This is a genomic window from Xanthomonas sp. CFBP 7698, from assembly GCF_003600855.1.
Taxonomy (GTDB): domain Bacteria; phylum Pseudomonadota; class Gammaproteobacteria; order Xanthomonadales; family Xanthomonadaceae; genus Xanthomonas; species Xanthomonas cannabis.
The window spans coordinates 763,701-781,819 of the sequence record NZ_PRDN01000001.1; the positions used below are offsets into that span (position 1 = coordinate 763,701).

Annotated in this window: 13 protein-coding genes, 1 tRNA gene and 1 pseudogene; 11 read left to right on the plus strand and 4 right to left on the minus strand. The window is 66.1% G+C overall.

Features of this window, described 5'->3' with window-relative positions:
• Positions 1-32: 32 nt before the first annotated feature.
• Complete coding sequence (thrA, locus tag XnspCFBP7698_RS03185) at positions 33-2,540, minus strand: bifunctional aspartate kinase/homoserine dehydrogenase I (protein ID WP_104581406.1); 2,508 nt, start codon at positions 2,538-2,540, stop codon at positions 33-35.
• Between the two features lie 589 nt (positions 2,541-3,129).
• Positions 3,130-3,630 carry a TspO/MBR family protein gene (locus XnspCFBP7698_RS03190; RefSeq protein ID WP_123137250.1) on the minus strand — a complete coding sequence of 167 codons (501 nt, stop codon included), beginning with the start codon at positions 3,628-3,630 and terminating at the stop codon, positions 3,130-3,132.
• A gap of 519 nt (positions 3,631-4,149) precedes the next feature.
• Between XnspCFBP7698_RS03190 and pgaA the strand changes: the two genes are divergently transcribed.
• Genes pgaA through pgaD form a run of 4 tightly spaced genes read left to right on the plus strand, consistent with a single transcriptional unit; the run spans position 4,150 to position 9,688 of the window.
• Positions 4,150-6,108, plus strand: a complete 1,959-nt coding sequence (pgaA, locus tag XnspCFBP7698_RS03195) for a poly-beta-1,6 N-acetyl-D-glucosamine export porin PgaA (protein ID WP_104581807.1) — start codon at positions 4,150-4,152, stop codon at positions 6,106-6,108.
• Positions 6,090-7,988, plus strand: coding sequence for a poly-beta-1,6-N-acetyl-D-glucosamine N-deacetylase PgaB (pgaB, locus tag XnspCFBP7698_RS03200; RefSeq protein ID WP_104581808.1), 1,899 nt, complete (start codon positions 6,090-6,092; stop codon positions 7,986-7,988). The genes pgaA and pgaB overlap by 19 nt, the downstream gene beginning before the upstream one ends.
• 3 nt (positions 7,989-7,991) lie before the next feature.
• Complete coding sequence (pgaC, locus tag XnspCFBP7698_RS03205; protein WP_047697858.1) at positions 7,992-9,245, plus strand: poly-beta-1,6-N-acetyl-D-glucosamine synthase; 1,254 nt, start codon at positions 7,992-7,994, stop codon at positions 9,243-9,245.
• Entirely contained in the window at positions 9,242-9,688 is a 447-nt protein-coding gene (pgaD, locus tag XnspCFBP7698_RS03210; protein ID WP_047697859.1) for a poly-beta-1,6-N-acetyl-D-glucosamine biosynthesis protein PgaD, read from the plus strand. Before pgaC ends, pgaD begins: the two co-directional genes overlap by 4 nt.
• A gap of 198 nt (positions 9,689-9,886) precedes the next feature.
• Here pgaD and XnspCFBP7698_RS03215 read toward each other — a convergent pair.
• Positions 9,887-10,765: pseudogene (locus tag XnspCFBP7698_RS03215) on the minus strand (LysR family transcriptional regulator); the annotation flags it as partial.
• Between the two features lie 230 nt (positions 10,766-10,995).
• Here XnspCFBP7698_RS03215 and XnspCFBP7698_RS03220 point away from each other — a divergent pair.
• On the plus strand, positions 10,996-11,889 hold the full coding sequence (locus XnspCFBP7698_RS03220) for an oxidoreductase (protein WP_104581810.1): 894 nt from the start codon (positions 10,996-10,998) through the stop codon (positions 11,887-11,889).
• A 16-nt stretch (positions 11,890-11,905) separates the two neighbouring features.
• Here the strand turns inward: XnspCFBP7698_RS03220 and XnspCFBP7698_RS03225 are convergent.
• A tRNA-Arg gene (locus XnspCFBP7698_RS03225) sits at positions 11,906-11,982 on the minus strand.
• Between the two features lie 136 nt (positions 11,983-12,118).
• Here XnspCFBP7698_RS03225 and XnspCFBP7698_RS03230 point away from each other — a divergent pair.
• The 6 genes from XnspCFBP7698_RS03230 to XnspCFBP7698_RS03255 all read left to right on the plus strand — a co-directional run bounded on the left by XnspCFBP7698_RS03230 (position 12,119) and on the right by XnspCFBP7698_RS03255 (position 18,052).
• Complete coding sequence (locus XnspCFBP7698_RS03230) at positions 12,119-13,651, plus strand: aldehyde dehydrogenase family protein (protein ID WP_104581811.1); 1,533 nt, start codon at positions 12,119-12,121, stop codon at positions 13,649-13,651.
• A gap of 331 nt (positions 13,652-13,982) precedes the next feature.
• Entirely contained in the window at positions 13,983-14,267 is a 285-nt protein-coding gene (locus XnspCFBP7698_RS03235) for a DUF4190 domain-containing protein (RefSeq protein WP_039404416.1), read from the plus strand.
• A gap of 2 nt (positions 14,268-14,269) precedes the next feature.
• Positions 14,270-15,037: a class I SAM-dependent methyltransferase gene (locus XnspCFBP7698_RS03240; protein WP_199680024.1), complete on the plus strand. Its 768-nt coding sequence runs from the start codon at positions 14,270-14,272 to the stop codon at positions 15,035-15,037.
• A 5-nt stretch (positions 15,038-15,042) separates the two neighbouring features.
• Positions 15,043-16,098 carry a quinone-dependent dihydroorotate dehydrogenase gene (locus tag XnspCFBP7698_RS03245; RefSeq protein WP_047697863.1) on the plus strand — a complete coding sequence of 352 codons (1,056 nt, stop codon included), beginning with the start codon at positions 15,043-15,045 and terminating at the stop codon, positions 16,096-16,098.
• A complete protein-coding gene (murB, locus tag XnspCFBP7698_RS03250) occupies positions 16,095-17,147 on the plus strand; it encodes a UDP-N-acetylmuramate dehydrogenase (RefSeq protein ID WP_104581812.1) in 1,053 nt (350 codons plus the stop codon). Before XnspCFBP7698_RS03245 ends, murB begins: the two co-directional genes overlap by 4 nt.
• Positions 17,141-18,052 (plus strand): DMT family transporter, encoded by a 912-nt coding sequence (locus XnspCFBP7698_RS03255; RefSeq protein WP_104581813.1) that lies wholly within the window; start codon positions 17,141-17,143, stop codon positions 18,050-18,052. Before murB ends, XnspCFBP7698_RS03255 begins: the two co-directional genes overlap by 7 nt.
• Positions 18,053-18,119 lie beyond the last annotated feature (67 nt).

An 18,119-nucleotide genomic window follows, 5' to 3' on the forward strand; every position in this document is an offset into this window, starting at 1 on the left:
GCTCAGGCCGGTCTGGCCGACAACTGCCTGCGTCACAGCCGCGCGCCCTCGCCCGCCGCCACGCGCAGCAGATCGGCGAACACGCCGGCTGCGGTCACTTCCGGCCCGGCACCCGGGCCCTGCACCACCAACGGGTTCTCGCAATAGCGGCGCGTGGTGAACTGCACCACGTTGTCGGTCAGACGCAGGTTGGCGAATGCGTGATCGGCCGGCAGCTCGACCAGGCCCACGCTGGGCGCGCGGTCGGGCGGCAGCTGCGCCACATAGCGCAGCACATTGCCGCGTGCACGCGCATCGGCCAGACGCTGCGCAAAGGCCGCATCCACCTCGGGCAGGCGCGCGATGAAATCGTCCACACTGGCCTGGCGCAATGCTTCCGGCACCAGGCTTTCGACCTGCACGTCTTCCAGGCTGATCGCACGCCCTGCTTCGCGCGCCAGGATCACCAGCTTGCGCGCTACATCCACGCCGGACAGATCATCGCGCGGGTCTGGTTCGGTATAGCCCATGCCGCGCGCCTGCGTCACCAGTTCGGCGAACGGCACGCTGCCGTCGTATTTGTTGAACAGCCAGGCCAGCGTGCCGGAGAAGATGCCTTCGATCGAGGTCACCGCATCGCCGGTATCGACCAGATCGCGCAGCGTGGTGATCACCGGCAAACCGGCGCCGACGGTCGCCTCGTAACGGAAGCGCGCACCGCTGGCATCGGCCGCTGCGCGAATGGCCTCGTAGCGCGCAAGCGGGCCGGAACCGGCCTGTTTATTCGGCGTCACCACATGGATGCCGGCCGCCAGCCAACCCGCGTAGCGGTCGGCCACTTCGGCGCTGCCGCTGCAATCGATGATCACCGTGTGCGGCAAATGCGCGGACAGCAGATGCGTGGTGAAGCGCTCCAGGTCGGTCGGCGTAGCGGCCGATGCAAACGCATCGCGCCAGTCGCCGACCAGGCCACGCTCATCCAGCAGCATGCGCCCGCGCGACACCACAGCGCGCAGGCGCAGATCCAGGTTGGCCTTGCCCAGCAATTGCGGTTGCGCGATGCGCAGTTGATCCAGCAACGCCGCGCCGACATTGCCCGGGCCGATCACGCCCACCGAAAAGGTCTGCGGCGACAGCCAGAAACCGGCGTGCGCCGCGCGCAAGGCCTTGGTCGCATGCGCCGCATCGATGGCTACCGAGATGTTGCGCTCGGATGAGCCCTGCGCAATCGCCAGGATATTGACCTGCGCGCGCCCCAGCGACTCGAACAGGCGCGCCGCAACGCCCGGCTGCCCGGCCATGCCATCGCCCACCGCCGCCAGCACGCTGATGCCGGTGGTCAGCTGCACGCGCTGCACCTGGCCGACCGTGAGTTCATGCGCAAATGCCTGCAGCAGCGCATTACGCGCACGCTCGGACTCGTGCTGCTTGACCACGCAACAGATCGAATGCTCCGACGAGCCTTGCGAGATCATCACCACCGAGACCTGCGCCGTGCGCAGCGCTGCAAACACGCGCTCGGCCGTGCCCGGCACACCGATCAGGCCGGTGCCTTCCAGATTGAGTACCGCCAGATCCGGGCTCAGCGTCAGCCCCTTGATCGGCCCACTCACCGCGCTGCTGGCGGTGATGCGCGTGCCAGGATGTTCGGGCTGGAAGGTGTTGCGGATGATGATCGGCAAGCCGCGCTCGATGGCCGGCGACATCGTCTGCGGGTGCACCACCTTCGCACCGAAATACGCCAGCTCGCAGGCCTCGTCGTAGCTCAGGGTTTCCAGTTGCACTGCTTCAGGCACCACGCGCGGGTCGGCAGACAGCACGCCATCTACGTCGGTCCAGATATGCAACTCGTCGGCATTGAATAGCGCCGCAAAGATCGCACCCGAGTAATCGCTGCCGTTGCGCCCCAGCGTGGTGATGCGGTCGGCACGATCGCGCGCCACAAACCCGGTCACCACCACCCGCGTTTGCGGATGCGCCTGCCGCCACGTGGCAAGGCGCTGCGCACTGACGTCCCAATCCACATCCACGCCCAGCTCGCCGCGATTGACCACCAGCACGTCGCGCGCGTCCAGCACCGCGCAGTCTTCGCCGATGGCGCGGAAGTGGTCGCCCAGCAATTGCGCCGAATACACCTCGCCCAGGCCTTGCACGCGGTCCAGCACCTCGCGTGGCAACTCGCCGATCACCGCAAGCGCACCCAGGATCTGCGACAGATGCTCGAAGCGCTCGTCCAGCCATTCCACCGTCGGCCCGGAATGCTCGCCGAGCAACGCCACCGCCGCACCACGATGGCGCGCACGGGTTTCGTGCCAGCGCTCGCGCCATTCGGGGCGATCTTTTGCGGCCAGTTCGGCCAGCTCGATCAAGGCATCGGTGACGCCCTTCATCGCCGAGACCACGGTGACCTGCACCGTCTCGTCGCGGGCGAGCAACAACTGCGCCACATGCCGATACCGCTCGGCATCGGCCACGGAGGTGCCGCCGAACTTGTGCACCACGGTGCGGTGGGATGACGCCGGCGCGGCGGCAGGGTCGAGCGAAACAGCAAGCGATGACATCGACAGACCTCGTTAGGGAGGCCCCGTCCGCTTCAGGTGAGAGGGAGGCCCCCGCATCCTGATCCGGGTGCGGGGCCGTTGTTTTCGGAAGTTACGCGAAGACGACGGACCGCACCGGGCAAATGGTGACGGTGGTAATGGTGGTGGTAATACCGGCCACGCCCCTGCCTGCCCGCAGCAGCGGCTGGCAGAGAAGCGAAACGTTGGTAGAGACATTACCCATGTCTGCAAAAGACATCACCAGGCCGAGGCCTGTCAAGCAGCGCGTTAATGGGCGTGCGCCTGCTGCCACAGCCGTGAGCAGAAAACCTTGCGGCTCAAAGATTTAAGCAACGCACTCGCAAGCAATTGATTGCCATGGAAACTTTTCGAGCCGCCTCAGCAGGCGGCGCTGCGCAGTTTTCGAACAGGAATGGATGCCGTCGTGCGACCCGGCCAATGCAATGCAGCTGACGGATCGCTTACGCGCGATTGCATCGGATCGCTACCGGTGCCACTGCACGTCCAGCAACAGGTCACTTCGCGTAAAGTGACAGGCCGTCGCCATTGCTGCGTCAGTCGGTGCAAATCAGCATGGTCAGCACAGAGATCAGCCAAGCACCTGAGGATTGAGTTGCCAGACCGAATAGTTGAGCGCGGCTGCAAAGCTCACCCACGCCAAGTAGGGCACCAACAACCACGCGGCCACCGAGTTCCGCTTCGCAAATACGCCGATCGTTGCCGCAAGCGTCAACCACAGCAGCACGATATCGGCGAAGGCCCATGCACCCATGTGCCACGCAAAGAACAACCAGCTCCATAGTCCGTTGAGCGCCAGCTGCAAGAAGAACATGCCCAGCGCCAAACGCGCCCCGGCCCAGCCCCCCCGCCTCCACACCAACCAGACCGCCACCGCCATCATCCCGTACAGCGCAGTCCATACCGGCCCGAACAACCACCCCGGCGGCGCCCATGCTGGACGCTGCAAATCGGCATAGAAGCTGGCAGCCTGGATCGATGCCAACGCGCCCAATCCGGCGACGGCGTAACACAGCGCCAGCCAGCCCAAGAGTCCAAACCATTGTGATTTTTTCCACTTTTGCCGGGTCATGGTCACCTGCTTATCGATTTCCTATTGGGCGGGGCGAAATGGCAGCAGCCATGTGCCGCTCACCATTGTTAACGCGCAAACAGGCGTAACTGGTACCAGCCACGCGCGCACAGCCGCCTTTCTGACGTCGGACTTAGCAAATTAGTCGCCACGAAGATGTGATCGGCAATGCGCGTAGCCGTGCGATGCGTGACGACAGCAACGCTGTGTCGTCCAAACAATTGTGCCTGACTGCGCATTTGTACCAAGCGAACTCATACGATGAACATCTCATCAACATGGTGATGACATTCGTTTTACATGGGCATACGCAGTATCGCCGCTCTTCATAGCCAGGACTGCTTGTGAATCTCCCCCGTTCCCTGTTTGCACCGACACGTGCAGCGCGGTCGTCCTGACCGCACAGGCGCACTCACTCCCCTGCTCAGCCTCGCTCTGTTTGCCGCATGTGTGCCCCTGGCGCACAGCGGAGAAGTGCGGCCGGCAGCTGTGACTGACGCCTCCATCGCCCCGACACCCATGCAGCAGGCCGAGCAACTCCGCGGCCAGCAGCGCTATGCGGACGCGTTGGCCATCTACGAACGCGTGCTGCGCAACGACCCGCGCGACAAGGGGGCGTACACAATGCGTGCGCTCACCCTCGCCGATCTGGGCAGCGCACAGCTGGCTGCCGAGGCGGTGTGGCGTCATCCGGACTGGTTTTCGCCGCAGGAACGCGAGCGCCTCGACAATGATCGCGTGGCGCGCATGATTGGTTGGGCCAGTGCCGAGCCGGTCGATGCCGCGCACCGCTATGCGGAGACCGACCAGGCGCTGGCAAATGTGGCGCGTCTCCAACGCGATGCGCCGCCGCAGGTCGCCTGGGAAGCCACGCGCCTGCGCGTGGACAGCCTGGTCGCCCTCAACCAGCGTCAGCGCCATCGCGATGTGGTTGCGAACTATCAGGCGCTGCGCGCAGACGGCGTCGATGTCCCGAGCTACGTGCTGCCTACCGTGGGCGACTCGCTGATGGGCTTGCGCCGCCCCGCCGAGGCAGAGGGCGTACTGCGCGAAGCACTCAAGCACACGCCCGACGACTTCGGCACGCAGGTATTGCTGGGGTATGCATTGCTGGAGCAGGAACGCTTCGATCAGGCGATGCCGCTGTTCGAACGATTGGCGGCCAGCCAGGCGCCGTGGCCACGGCGTGCCGGTGCGTCCAGCGGCTATGAAAACTGGGACCGCTTCAGCGCCGACGTTGCGCTGGCGACCGCGCGCTCGGCAGCCAACGACAACCGCGGCGCGGAGCAGCTGCTGCGCGAACGCGTGGCCATCGGGCCGGACAATGCCGAACTGCAGGCCGCGCTGGCATCCATCGAATCGCGCCGCGGCCATACCACGCAGGCGCTGCAGCGCAATCAGATGGCGTTGACGCTGGACCCGCATCAAAAGCAGGCACGCGGTGGCATTGTCGAAAACCAGCGCGACCTCGATCGCCTGGACCTGGCCGATGCCCAGTTCACCGCCTTGCGCGCCGAGTATCCCGACGATGTCGGCCTGCAGCGGCTGGGGGCATCGCTGGAACGTCAGCGCGGGTGGCAGGTCCATCTGAGCCATGCCTGGGGACGCAGCGATAACGACAACAGCGCCACGGCAATCTCGCCGCTCGGCAACCATTTCGGCAGTTCGCTGCTGGAGGCCGAATCGCCCCTGCTCGGCGAGCGCTGGCGAGTGGGCCTGCGCGCGCGCGACGACTGGGCCGATTTTCAGGACACCCGTGTACGCTACCGCAGTTTCTGGCTGGGCACGCATTACCGCTACGACCGCCTGGACCTCAGCGCGTACGGCGGCCGGGCGCTGGACGATTTCGATCGCGATGGCACCGCCTGGGCGCTGGATGCGGGTTGGCGCTTTTCCGATGCGTGGTACGGCAGCGTGGCCTGGCGCACACGCGATCCGGACGCCTCGTTGCAGGCCCGTCGCCTGGGTATCACCGGCGACAGCATCGGCGCCACGTTGCGCTGGACGCCCAGCGATGAAACACGCTGGGAGCTGCAGGCGCGCCAGCTGCGCTACAGCGACGGCAACCGGCGCGATCAGCTCGATCTTTCGGGCAGTCAACGCCTGTGGGCCAGCCCGCATGTGCTGGTCGACGGGCTGTTTGCCGCCTCGGCCGGGCGTGCGCACGACGACCGCGTGGTCGACTACTTCAACCCGCGTCGCAGCACGGGCGTGGCCGCAGGGGTGCGCGTCGAACAGATCGGCTGGCGCCGCTACGACGCTGCCTTCCGGCAACGCCTGGACGTGACCGCCGGCCCGACCTACCAGTCCGGCTTCGGCAGCCAATGGGTTCCTGCCGTGGCGTACCGGCATCTGTGGTCGCTGGGCGATGGCAGCGCACTGACCTATGGCGTGAGCTGGTCGCGCCCGGTCTACGACGGCCGGCGCGAACACCAACTTGGATTGGACCTGGATTTCCGATGGGGAGGTACGCCTTGATCCGCCTGCCGCTATTGCTGCTCGCGTTGCTGCTGATGACGTTTGCGTCGTCGGCACACGCGGGTCTGCTGGTGCTCAGCTATCACGATATTCGCGACGACGTCGCGGCCAAGGGCGACCCGGATCGCTACGCGGTGTCCACCAGCAACTTTGCCGCGCATCTGGACTGGCTGCGCTCGCACGCTTACCACCCGGTGAGCGTGCAGCAGGTGCTGGACGCACGTGCCGGCCGTCGCGCATTGCCGTCGCGGCCGGTGTTGCTCACCTTCGACGATGGCTTGCGCAGCGTCTACACCCGCGTGTTTCCGTTGTTGCAGGCCTATGGCTACCCCGCGCTCGTTGCGCCGGTGACCAGCTGGGTCGAACTGCCTGCAGGCAAGGTCGTGCCCTACGGCCCGCGCGATTTCACCGGCGACGATTTCGTGACCTGGGCGCAACTGCGCGAAATGCAGGACAGCGGCCTGGTCGAAATCGGCTCGCACAGCGATGACCTGCACAAGGGCATCGCCGGCAACCCGTTCGGCAATCAGACGCCTGCTGCGGTGACGCGCGAGTGGCATGCAGACAGCGGCTATGAAAACGAAGCCGATTATCGCCGGCGCATCGAGACCGACCTGCGCCATAGCCGCGATGCCATCGTGGCGCATCTGGGCAAGCCGCCGCGCGCGATGGTGTGGCCGTATGCCGCCTACAACCGCGCCAGCAACGCCATTGCCGCGCAGTTGGGCATGACGCTCAGTTTCGACCTGGAAGGCCGCTCGCACGAAGCCGATATCGGCCAGCAGGGGCGCGACCGCGTGGATGGCCAGTCGCTGGCCAGCCTCGGGCGCTTGTTGCTGTTCAACAACCCCGATGTGCGCGACCTGGCCGGCGAGTTGCGCCGCGACCTGTCGCGCGATGGCCTGCGCGCCATGCAGATCGATCTGGACTACGTCTACGACCCGGACCCCGCACAGCTGGCGCGCAATCTCGACATCCTGGTCCAGCGCGTCAAGGACATCGGGCCGAGTCATGTGTTCCTGCAGGCCTTCGCCGACCCGGATGGCGATGGCGCCGCCGATGCGCTGTATTTCCCCAACCGGCATCTGCCGATGCGCGCGGACCTGTTCGGGCGCGTCGCCTGGCAGCTGCGCACCCGCGCCGGCGTGCGTGTGTTCGCCTGGTTGCCGGTGCTTGGCTTCCACCTGCCCGATGCGCAGCAACAGGCCGCATTGCAGGTCCGCGGCAACGACCCCAAGGACGTGCCGCGGCTGGATCCGAGCAACCCGCGCACGCGCGCACTGGTGGCCGACATCTACGAAGATCTCGCCGCCAATGCCTACTTCGAAGGCCTGCTGTTCCACGACGATGCCTACCTGCGCGATGACGAGCTGCCGGCCTATGGCGGCGGCGATCCGGCACGACGCACCCAGGCGCTGATCGGCTTCACCCAGCAGCTGAAGACAGCCGCAGAGCGTTGGCGCCCGAAGCTGGTGACGGTGCGCAACCTGTTTGCGCAGCCGGTGCTGGAGCCGCACAGCGAGGCCTGGTTTGCGCAGCGCCTGGATGCCTTTGCAGCCGCCTACGACTACACCGCGCTGATGGCGATGCCATACATGGAAAATGCCGACGACCCGCAGCAGTGGCTGAGCGAGCTGGCCAGGCGCGTCGGGCAACAGCCACGCGGCTTCGACAAGACCATGTTCGAACTGCAGACCGTCGATTGGCGCACCGGCAAACCGTTGCCCGAGGGCGTGCTGCTGGCGCAGACCAGACTGCTGCTGGCGGCAGGCGTGCGTCACCTGGCGTATTACCCGGACGATTTCATTGGCGGCCATCCGTCTCTGCCCGAAGCGCGCGAAGCCATGTCGGCCCGCCAATTCCCCTATCTCGAGCGATGACCGATGACGACCAGCCTCTTACTGGCCGCCCTGTTCAACTTTGCGTTCTTCTACCCGATCATCATGGCGTTCTTCTGGATGATCGGCGGGATCTACTACTACCTGCGGCGCGAACGCGGCACGCCGGGCCCGTCCAAGCCGCCGCCGATGGCCAGCGAACCGTTCGTGTCGCTGCTGATGCCTTGCTACAACGAGGCCAAGCACGTGGCCGAAACCATCGCGGCGATGAGCGCGCAGCAGTATGCGGACTTCGAGATCATCGCGATCAACGACGGCAGCACCGATCGCACCGCCGAAGTGCTCGACGACCTCACTCACCAGTATCCGCGCCTGCGGGTGGTGCACCTGGAACAGAACCACGGCAAGGCCAACGCACTGCGCGTGGGCACGCTGGCAGCGCGCTCGGACTATCTGGTGTGCGTGGATGCCGATGCGATCCTGGACCCGAATGCCACGCGCTGGATGGTGGGTCACCTGGTGTCCGGCCCACGCGTGGGCGGGGTCACCGGCAACCCGCGCGTGCGTAACCGCACCACCTTGATGGGCCGCATGCAGGTGGGCGAGTTCTCCGCGATCGTCGGGCTGATCAAGCGCGCGCAACGCGTGTATGGCCGCCTGTTCACCGTTTCCGGCGTGATCTGCGCGTTCCGTCGCTCGGCCCTGCACCACGTCGGCTTCTGGTCCGACAACATGGTCACCGAAGACATCGACATCTCCTGGCGCCTGCAGCTGGACGGCTGGGATATCCGCTACGAACCCAACGCACTGTGCTGGATCCTGATGCCGGAAACCTTCCGCGGTCTGTGGATGCAGCGCCTGCGCTGGGCACGCGGCGGCGTTGAGGTGCTGCTCAGCCATGGCCGTCGCGCGCTGGCCTGGCGCAGCCGTCGCATGTGGGCAGTCTTGCTGGAGTACGCGCTGAGCCTGATCTGGGCCTACGTGATGCTCTTCATCATCGTGCTGTGGGCCTTGGGCAAATTCATCGCGATGCCGCCTGCGCTGTATGTCGACACCATCCTGCCGCGCTGGCATGGCCTGGTGCTGGCGGTGGTCTGCCTGCTGCAGTTCGGCACCAGCCTGATGATCGAACGCCGTTACGAAAAAGGACTGGCACGCCAGTTCTTCTGGGTGATCTGGTACCCGGCTGCGTTCTGGATGATCGGCATGATGACTGCAGTCATCGCCTTCCCCCGCGCCCTCATCGCACGCCGCAACACGCGTGCCCGCTGGAAAAGCCCCGACCGAGGAATTCAATGACACCGCCCATCATCAACCTGCCGCAACGTCTGGGCCGCTCGCGCCGTCTCGCCTACGGTGCCGCCACCGCCGGCGCGTGGATGGTCTATTTCTACCTGTGGGCACCGCTGGCAACGCTGCTTGCGTGGTTCTTTGGCCTGCGCAGTGCCTATACCGAGCTGTATCTGCGCCACAACGCCATCGACCCGTTCGCGCTGGGCGCGCTGCCGGTGATCGCGCTGATGGCCGCCGTCACCACGGTCGGCTGGGCCGAGTACAACCGCCTGCGCTTTGCCAACGCCGACAAGCGCAAGCGCCCGCGCACCGTGGCCGAACCGGAAGTCGACCAGCGCCTGGGCGCCACCGAACAGTTGGGCAGCCTGCTTCGGCACAGCCGCATCTCCAGCGTCTCGATGGACAAGTCCGCCAAGCCGGTCGGTGTCCGCGTGCTACGGCATCGCTGACGCCAGCCACGCTGCATGCTGGCCATTGCAGCCCTTGCGACGTGCTCGATGGCCACCGCCGCCGATGCGAACGATGCGACGCCGCCTTGTTCAGGATGGAGGCTTGTCGCGCACCCTGCGCTGCGCGGCTTGCGCGCTCCGTTTCGCTGCACTGGCTGTAGGTAGCGGAGCAGCATGCACTGCCCCACCCGCCGGGTCGTTTTCGAACGTCCTGACAAAATCGATGAATGCCCTGAGTGCCGGCGGCGACAGGTTGCGATTCGGGTAATACAGGTAGGGGCCCTGGAACGGCTGCCACCAGGGCTGCAATACCGGTTCCAGGGCGCCGGCATCGAAGTGGGGCTGCAGCCATTCCTCGAACAGGTGGACGATTCCCTGCCCCGCCACCGCTGATTGCACGGCCAGATCGCTGCCGCCGCCGATCTCCACCAGCAACTGCCCCTGCGGGATGATGGTGACCACCTCGCCGTCCCGCTCGAATTCCCAGTCCGCCATGGCGCCGCTGGGGAAGCGGCCACGGATGCAATCGTGGTCGAGCAGCTCACGCGGATGGTGGGGCCGTCCGTGGCGCGCCAGGTACTGCGGCGACGCCCCGGTTGCGATGCGTTGCACGCGCGGGCCGATCGGCATGGCCACCATGTCCTGCTGCAGACGCTCGCCATAGCGGATGCCCGCATCGCAACCTGCGGCGATGACGTCGACGAAATTTTCTTCGGTCAGGATTTCCACGCTGATATCCGGATAGGCCGCCATGAAAGCCGGCAAAATCCGCGGCAGGACCAGCCGCGCAGCACTGACCGGCACGTTGAGCCGCAAGGTGCCGGCCGGCGTGTCCCGGAAAGCGCTGATGACCTCCGTTGCGCTATCGAGTTCGATCAGCGCAGGCTCGATGCGCGCCAACAGTGCCTTCCCCGCATCGGTCAAGACCACGCTGCGCGTGGTGCGGTTGAACAGCCGTACGCCCAGCCACGCCTCCATCCGCTTCACCGCATCGCTCAGGTTGGATGCGCTCACGTCGGCGCTCTTCGCCGCCTCGCGGAACCCGCCTGCCCGCGCAACCCGGACAAAGCTCTCCATATCGCTCAGCCGACCGCTCATTGTTCGAATTTCCGTACAAGCCGTTCGCTTTGTACCGGATTGTCGCACAGGACCGGCCACCCTAGATTGCACACACGGTCAGACGGCAGTCCCCAGCGCACTGCTTCCAGGCTGTCAGATCAAGTCACCTGCGCTACCAGCGCGCGCAGGCCGCGCCATCTCCACGCTCCACCGCAGCGACCCGTCACCCATCCCCTCTAGGAACAGCAATGAACAACGACACACGTCTTGGCGGCACCTTTACCCTGCCCGGCACCGGCATCTCCATCAAGCGAATGGGCTACGGCACGATGCAGCTGCCCGGAGCGCATGTGTGGGGGCCACCCCGCGATAAGGCCGCAGCGCTGGCCGTGTTGAAGGAAGCGGTTGCGCTGGGCGTCGACCACATCGACACCGCCGAATTTTACGGCCCGCATGTGTCCAACCAGCTGATTCGCGAAGCACTTCACCCATACGCCGACGGGTTGCGGATCGTCACCAAGATCGGCATCGGCCGTGGCAGCGACGCCTCCTGGAATGCCGATCGGTCTCCTGCAAGCCTCAGACGCCAGGTGCAGGACAACCTGGTCAGTCTTGGCCTGGAAACGCTGGACGTGGTGAACCTGCGCCTGGGCGCGATGATGGACACCGACACTAGCGCGATCGCCGAACCGGTGGCCTGCCTGGCCGAGCTGCAGCGCGAAGGACTGGTGCGCCACATCGGCCTGAGCAATATCACGCCCGCCCAGTACCAGGAAGCCCAAAAGCTGGCCAAGATCGTCTGCGTCCAGAATCACTACAACCTGGTCAAACGCGACGACGACGCCTTTATCGACGCACTCAACGACCAGGGCGTGGCCTACGTCCCTTTCTTCCCACTGGGGGGTTTCTCACCGGTGCAATCGGACGCGCTGTCGCAGGTTGCCAAGGACGCAGGCGCCACGCCCAAGCAGGTCGCCCTCGCCTGGCTGCTGCAGCGCTCGCCCAATATTCTCGTCATCGCAGGCACCTCGTCGGTGCCCCACCTGCGCGAAAACCTTGCCGCCTCCGGGCTGCACCTGTCCGCACAACAGCTTGCGGTGCTTAACAGCATTGCGGACGAAGCGAGCGTCACCGGCCACTAGAACCGCAATGCCGTCCTGGTGACCCCGGCCCGATTCGAACGGGCGACCTTCCCCTTAGGAGGGGGACGCTCTATCCAGCTGAGCTACGGGGCCAAGGGCGGCATTGTCGCATGTTCAGCCGGCTTGCCAAGCCGGCGGGCGGCGGGTGGAGCCTGCTAAAATCGGCGGCTACCCGTGTCGCTGGCTGGCCTTGGCCGTCGGGCGACCGTCCCGACCTCCAGGAGATTCCATGTCCGCTGACCTGCTCAAGGCGCTCGACCTCGCCGCGTCCAATTCCGGCACTTACCTCGGCGAGGCGACCTGGTCGTCGGCCGCCGGTGCGGGCGTGCTGCAACCGCTCAATCCGACGACCAACGCCGTCATCGCCGATGTACAGGCGACCACGCCGGAAGATTACGAGCTGATCATCCAGCGCGCGCAGGCCGCCTTCAAGCTGTGGCGGACCACGCCGGCCCCGCGTCGCGGCGAGGCGGTGCGCCTGTGTGGCGAGGCGCTGCGTGCGCACAAGGACGCACTGGGCTCGCTGGTGGCATTGGAGATGGGCAAGAGCAAGCCGGAAGGCGATGGCGAAGTGCAGGAGATGATCGACATCGCCGACTTCGCCGTGGGCCAGAGCCGCATGCTCTACGGCTACACCATGCATTCGGAGCGTCCCGGCCACCGCATGTATGAGCAGTACCAGCCGCTGGGGCTGGTGGGCATCATCAGCGCGTTCAACTTCCCGGTGGCGGTGTGGGCGTGGAATGCGTTCCTTGCGGCGATCTGCGGCGATATCTGCATCTGGAAGCCGTCCAACAAGACGCCGCTGACCGCGATCGCGACGATGAAGATCTGCAATGCGGCGTTGAAGGACGCCGGCTTCCCGGACATCTTCTTCCTGATCAACGATGCCGGCACGGCGCTGTCGCAGACGCTGGTCGAAGACCGGCGCGTGCCGCTGATCAGCTTCACCGGTTCGACCCAGATCGGCCGCGTGGTCGCCGAAAAGGTCGCCCATCGCCTGGGCCGCTGCCTGCTGGAGCTGGGCGGCAATAACGCGATCATCCTGGATGAAACCGCCGACCTGAAGCTGGCCATCCCGGGCATCGTGTTCGGCGCAGTCGGCACCGCCGGGCAGCGCTGCACCACCACGCGCCGGCTGATCGTGCACGCATCCATCTATGAGAACGTGCTGGCCACCCTGGTCAAGGCGTACAGGCAGCTCGACAGCAAGATCGGCGACCCCACCGACCCGGCAAACCTGATGGGCCCGCTCAACAGCCGTGCTGCGGTGGAGCAATTCCTGGAGTCGATCTCCAAGGCCAAGGCCGCCGGTGGCACCGTCGAAGTGGGCGGCACCGCGATCGATCGCCCCGGCAACTTCGTGTTGCCGGCGATCGTCACCGGGCTGCAGAACAGCGATGAGGTCGTGCAGCACGAGACCTTCGCGCCGATCCTGTACGTGATGAAGTACCGCACGCTGGATGAGGCCATCGACCTGCAGAACGGCGTGCCGCAAGGCCTGTCCTCGTCGATCTTCACCCAGAACCTGAAAGCGGCCGAGAAGTTCCTGTCGGCGGCAGGCAGCGATTGCGGCATTGCCAACGTCAACATCGGCACCTCGGGTGCGGAGATCGGTGGCGCCTTTGGCGGCGAGAAGGACACCGGCGGTGGCCGCGAATCCGGCTCGGATGCGTGGAAGGTCTACATGCGTCGCCAGACCAACACCATCAACTACTCCGATTCGCTGCCGTTGGCGCAGGGCATCAAGTTCGATCTTTGATCGATGCCGCAAGGTGCGCCGGGCAGTGGTCCGGCGCGCTTGCGACACAGCGATGTGAGCGCAGCCGCAGCCTGCCCGGCATCTGCGGCGACGCCGGACACACCACTGACAACAGCATCGCGGCAATGCCAGGCGGCTGGCTGCCCTGCTCCGATACGCCCTGCTCTACCAAGGTAGCGCGACGGCCCGGCCTGCTCTTCGGCACGTCAGGACAGGCCAATGACCGGCTGCACAGGGGTTCCCACCGCACACGGCACGCCTTTTCGGCGGCCGCTCTGGGATAATCGCCTCACCAGAGACCGGCTGCCGGCTCACTCTCACGGAGTTCATGATGAACGTTGTCGTTCGACAGACCAGCGCCATGGCCATCGTCAGCCTGGTCGCAGGCATTCTCGGCTGGACGCTGATCCCCTTCCTCGGCAGCATCTGCGCCATCATCACCGGCCATCTGGCGCGCGCCGAAATCCGGCGTAATCCGCAAGGCCTGGAAGGCGACGGGCTGGCCATCGGCGGGCTGATTCTTGGCTGGCTGGCAGTGGCGATGTGGCTGGTCGGCATCGTCATCTTCATCCTGTTCTTCGGTGGCATGGCGTGGCTGGCGGCCTCCAGCAGTTGAGCATGGCTGCGCCCTCCTCTGCCCAGCGCTTCAACGACCGTGTGGCCGCTTACGTGCGCTACCGGCCAGGCTACCCGCCGCAGGTGTTGCGTTGGCTGCATGACGACCTGGGCGTCACCCCCGCCACGCCGGTGGCCGACATCGGCGCCGGCACCGGCATTTCCAGCCGCCTGTTTCTTGAAGCCGGCTACGCGGTCACCGCGGTAGAGCCAAATCCGGCCATGCGCGCGGCGGCCCAGCAATGGCTGGCGGAGTTTCCGGCCTTCCAGGCCACCGACGGCACTGCCGAAGCTACCGGCCTGGCTGATGCCAGCGTGGGTCTGGTGTCGGCGGCGCAGGCCTTCCACTGGTTCGACACGCAGGCAGTGCGCCGCGAATGGGCACGCATCCTGCAGCCCGGCGGCCTGGCGGCGGTGTACTGGAATTCGCGCGAACTGGACAGCACCGCGTTCCTGCGCGGCTACGAGCAGCTGCTGCTGGAGTACGGCACCGATTATTCGGCCGTGGCCGAACGCTACCAGGACGATGCCACCATGCAGGCCTGGTTCGGCGACGGGTTTCGCGCGATGGCGCGCTGCCCCAATGTGCAGCGGCTGGACTTCGATGCGCTGCGCGGCCGGTTGCTGTCGTCTTCGTATGCGCCGCTGGCACACGACCCGCGCCACGCGCCGATGCTGGCCGCGTTGCGCGCCCTGTTCGATGCGCACGCCCGCGACGGACTGATCGACTTCCATTACCAGACCCGCATTTTTGCCGGGAGTTTGAACTGACCCGCATGTATTCGCTTGCCCGCCCCTTCCTGTTTTCCCTCGATGCCGAGCGCGCCCACGCGCTGGCGCTGCGCTCCATCGATACCGCCTACCGCACCGGCACTACGTCGCTGCTGGCCAAGCGCCCGGTGCCGCTGCCGACCCCTGCGTTCGGCCTGATGTTCCCCAACCCGGTCGGGCTGGGCGCCGGGCTGGACAAGAATGGCGAGCACATCGACGCCCTGCTGGCGTTGGGGTTCGGCTTTGTCGAGATCGGCACGGTGACCCCGCGCCCGCAGGAGGGCAACCCGAAGCCGCGCATGTTCCGGTTGCCCGAGTACCAGGCGGTGATCAACCGCATGGGCTTCAACAACCTGGGCGTGGATGCGCTGGTGGCCAATGTGCAGCGCGCGCGGCGGCGCGGTGGCCTGCTGGGCATCAACATCGGCAAGAACAAGGACACGCCCAACGAGGATGCCACCAGCGACTACCGCTACTGCATGGAGCGCGTGTATCCGCTGGCCGACTACATCACCGTCAACATCTCTTCGCCCAATACCGCCGGCCTGCGCGAGCTGCAGGAAGAACAATCGCTGCGCCGCTTGATCGCCGACCTGCGCGAGACCCAGGAAGCGCTCGCCGCGCAGCACGGCAAGCGGGTACCGATGCTGGTGAAGGTGGCGCCGGACCTCAACGACCGCGACATCGATGCCGCCGCACGCGTGTTGGCCGATCTGGCCGTGGATGGCGTGATCGCCACCAACACCACGGTGACCCGCACCTTGATCGCCAATCACCCATTGGCCGCCGAAGCCGGCGGTTTGTCGGGCGCGCCATTGCTGGGGCAATCCACCCTGGTGCTGCGCCGGCTACGCGCGCGGCTGCCCGAGTCGATCCCGTTGATCGGCGTGGGTGGCATCAGCTCCGGCGCCGACGCGGTGGCCAAGATGGCCGCCGGTGCGAGCCTGGTGCAGTGCTACAGCGGCCTGGTGTATCGCGGGCCGCCATTGATCGGCGAATGCGTGGACGCCATCCGCCGCCGCCGCGAAGCGCCGAGCGGCGGTGCGGTGTCGCCGTTATGAGCGAGGCTGTGCAACCGGGCTGGCAGTTGAGCGAACACGCGCCATTGCGTGCACTCAACACCTTTCACGTCGATGCCTCCGCGCGCTGGCTGCTGCGCATCCACACGCCCGAAGCCTTGCCGCAGGCGCTGGCAGCGCCGCAGATCGCGGGCGAACCGCTGCTGGTGCTGGGCAGCGGCAGCAATGTGCTGCTGGCCGGCGACCCGCCCGGCTGCGTGCTGTGTTTCGAGAACCGCGACATTGCGATCATTGCGCACCACGCCGACCACGCCATCGTCCGCGCCGGTGCCGGCGTGAACTGGCATGCGCTGGTGCTGTATTCGCTGCAGCAGGGGCTGTCGGGGCTGGAGAATCTGGCGCTGATTCCCGGCACCGTCGGCGCCTGCCCGATCCAGAACATCGGCGCCTATGGCGCGCAGGTGGGCGACTTCATCCAGGTGGTGGAAGCCTTCGACCGGCACAGCCAACAGTTCGTGCGGCTGGAGGCAACGGACTGCGCGTTCGGCTACCGCGACAGCGTGTTCAAGCAGCAGCCCGAGCGTTACCTGATCGTGGCGGTGGAATTCAATCTGCCGCTGCTGCACGAGCTGCGGCTGGACTACGCCGGCATCCGCGAGGAGCTGGCCAGCATGGGCGCCGAGCTGGCGGGCGCGGCCGATGTGGCGCAGGCGGTGATCAACATCCGCCGCCGCAAATTGCCGGACCCGGACGTGCTCGGCAATGCCGGCAGCTTCTTCAAGAACCCGCTGCTTCCGAGCGAACAGATTGCCGCGTTGCAGGCCACCTTCGCCGACATGCCGGTGTATCCGGGCGAGCAGCCTGGCCAGGGCAAGTTGTCGGCCGCCTGGTTGATCGAACAGTGCGGCTGGAAGGGCCAGCGCGAAGGCGACGCCGGCGTGTCGCCGGCGCATGCCTTGGTGCTGGTCAATTACGGCAGCGCAACCGGTGCACAGCTGCTGGACGTTGCGCGACGCATCGCCGAATCGGTGCGCGAGCGCTACTCGGTGATCCTGGAGCCGGAACCACGCATCATCGGAGCGCATTGGTGACTGCACCCTCGGCGTCCATGCGCGCCGCTGCCTGGATGCTGATCAGCACGCTCGCCTTCGGTCTGATGGCCATCACCATCCGGCTGGCATCCAAGACGGTCGCCACCACCGAGATCGCGTTCTTCCGCAATGCATTCGGCCTGCTGGTGCTGCTGCCGCTGCTCATCGGCCCCGGCAAGACGCTGCCGCGTACCCGTCAGTTGCCGCACTATTTCGCACGCACGCTGATTGGCCTGGCCTCGATGCTGTGCGGGTTCTGGGCGATCGGCCATCTGCCGTTGTCGCAGGCGATCTCGCTCTCCTATTCCACGCCGTTGTTCGTCACCGTGCTGGCCGTGATCTGGCTGCACGAACAGGTGCGCATGCGCCGCTGGCTGGCAGTGGCAGCCGGGTTTATCGGGGTGCTGGTGATCCTGCGCCCGGGCTCGTCCACCTTCAGCCCGGGACTGCTGATTGCGCTGCTCGCGGCAGTGATCAGTGCCATCGTGGCAATCCAGATCAAGCAGCTTTCGCGCAACGACGATTCGGACACGGTGGTGTTCTACACCTACGTGTTCTGGGTGCCGATGTCGCTGATCCCGGCGCTGTTCCAGTGGACCTGGCCGCAGGGCATCGACTGGCTGTGGCTGGTGGCCACCGGCATCTTCGGCACCGCCGGGCAGTTGTTCTGGACGCGCGCGCTCAAGCTGGGCGAAGTCTCGGCGCTGCAGCCGATCAGCTTCATGCAGCTGCCGCTGGTGGCGCTGCTGGGCTGGTGGCTGTTCGGCGAGGCGATCGAGCGGCATACCGTGATCGGGGCGGCCATCATCATCGGCGCCAACGTCTACATTGCGCATCGCGAAGCGGTACTGGCACGTCGCGCCGCCACGCATGCGCCGGTGGAAGGCGCAAAACCCGGCGAATGAGTCCACCCGGCGCCAACGCGCAGGCATGTCCGGACCACCGAAGCATCCAAACGGCGATCACCGCCAC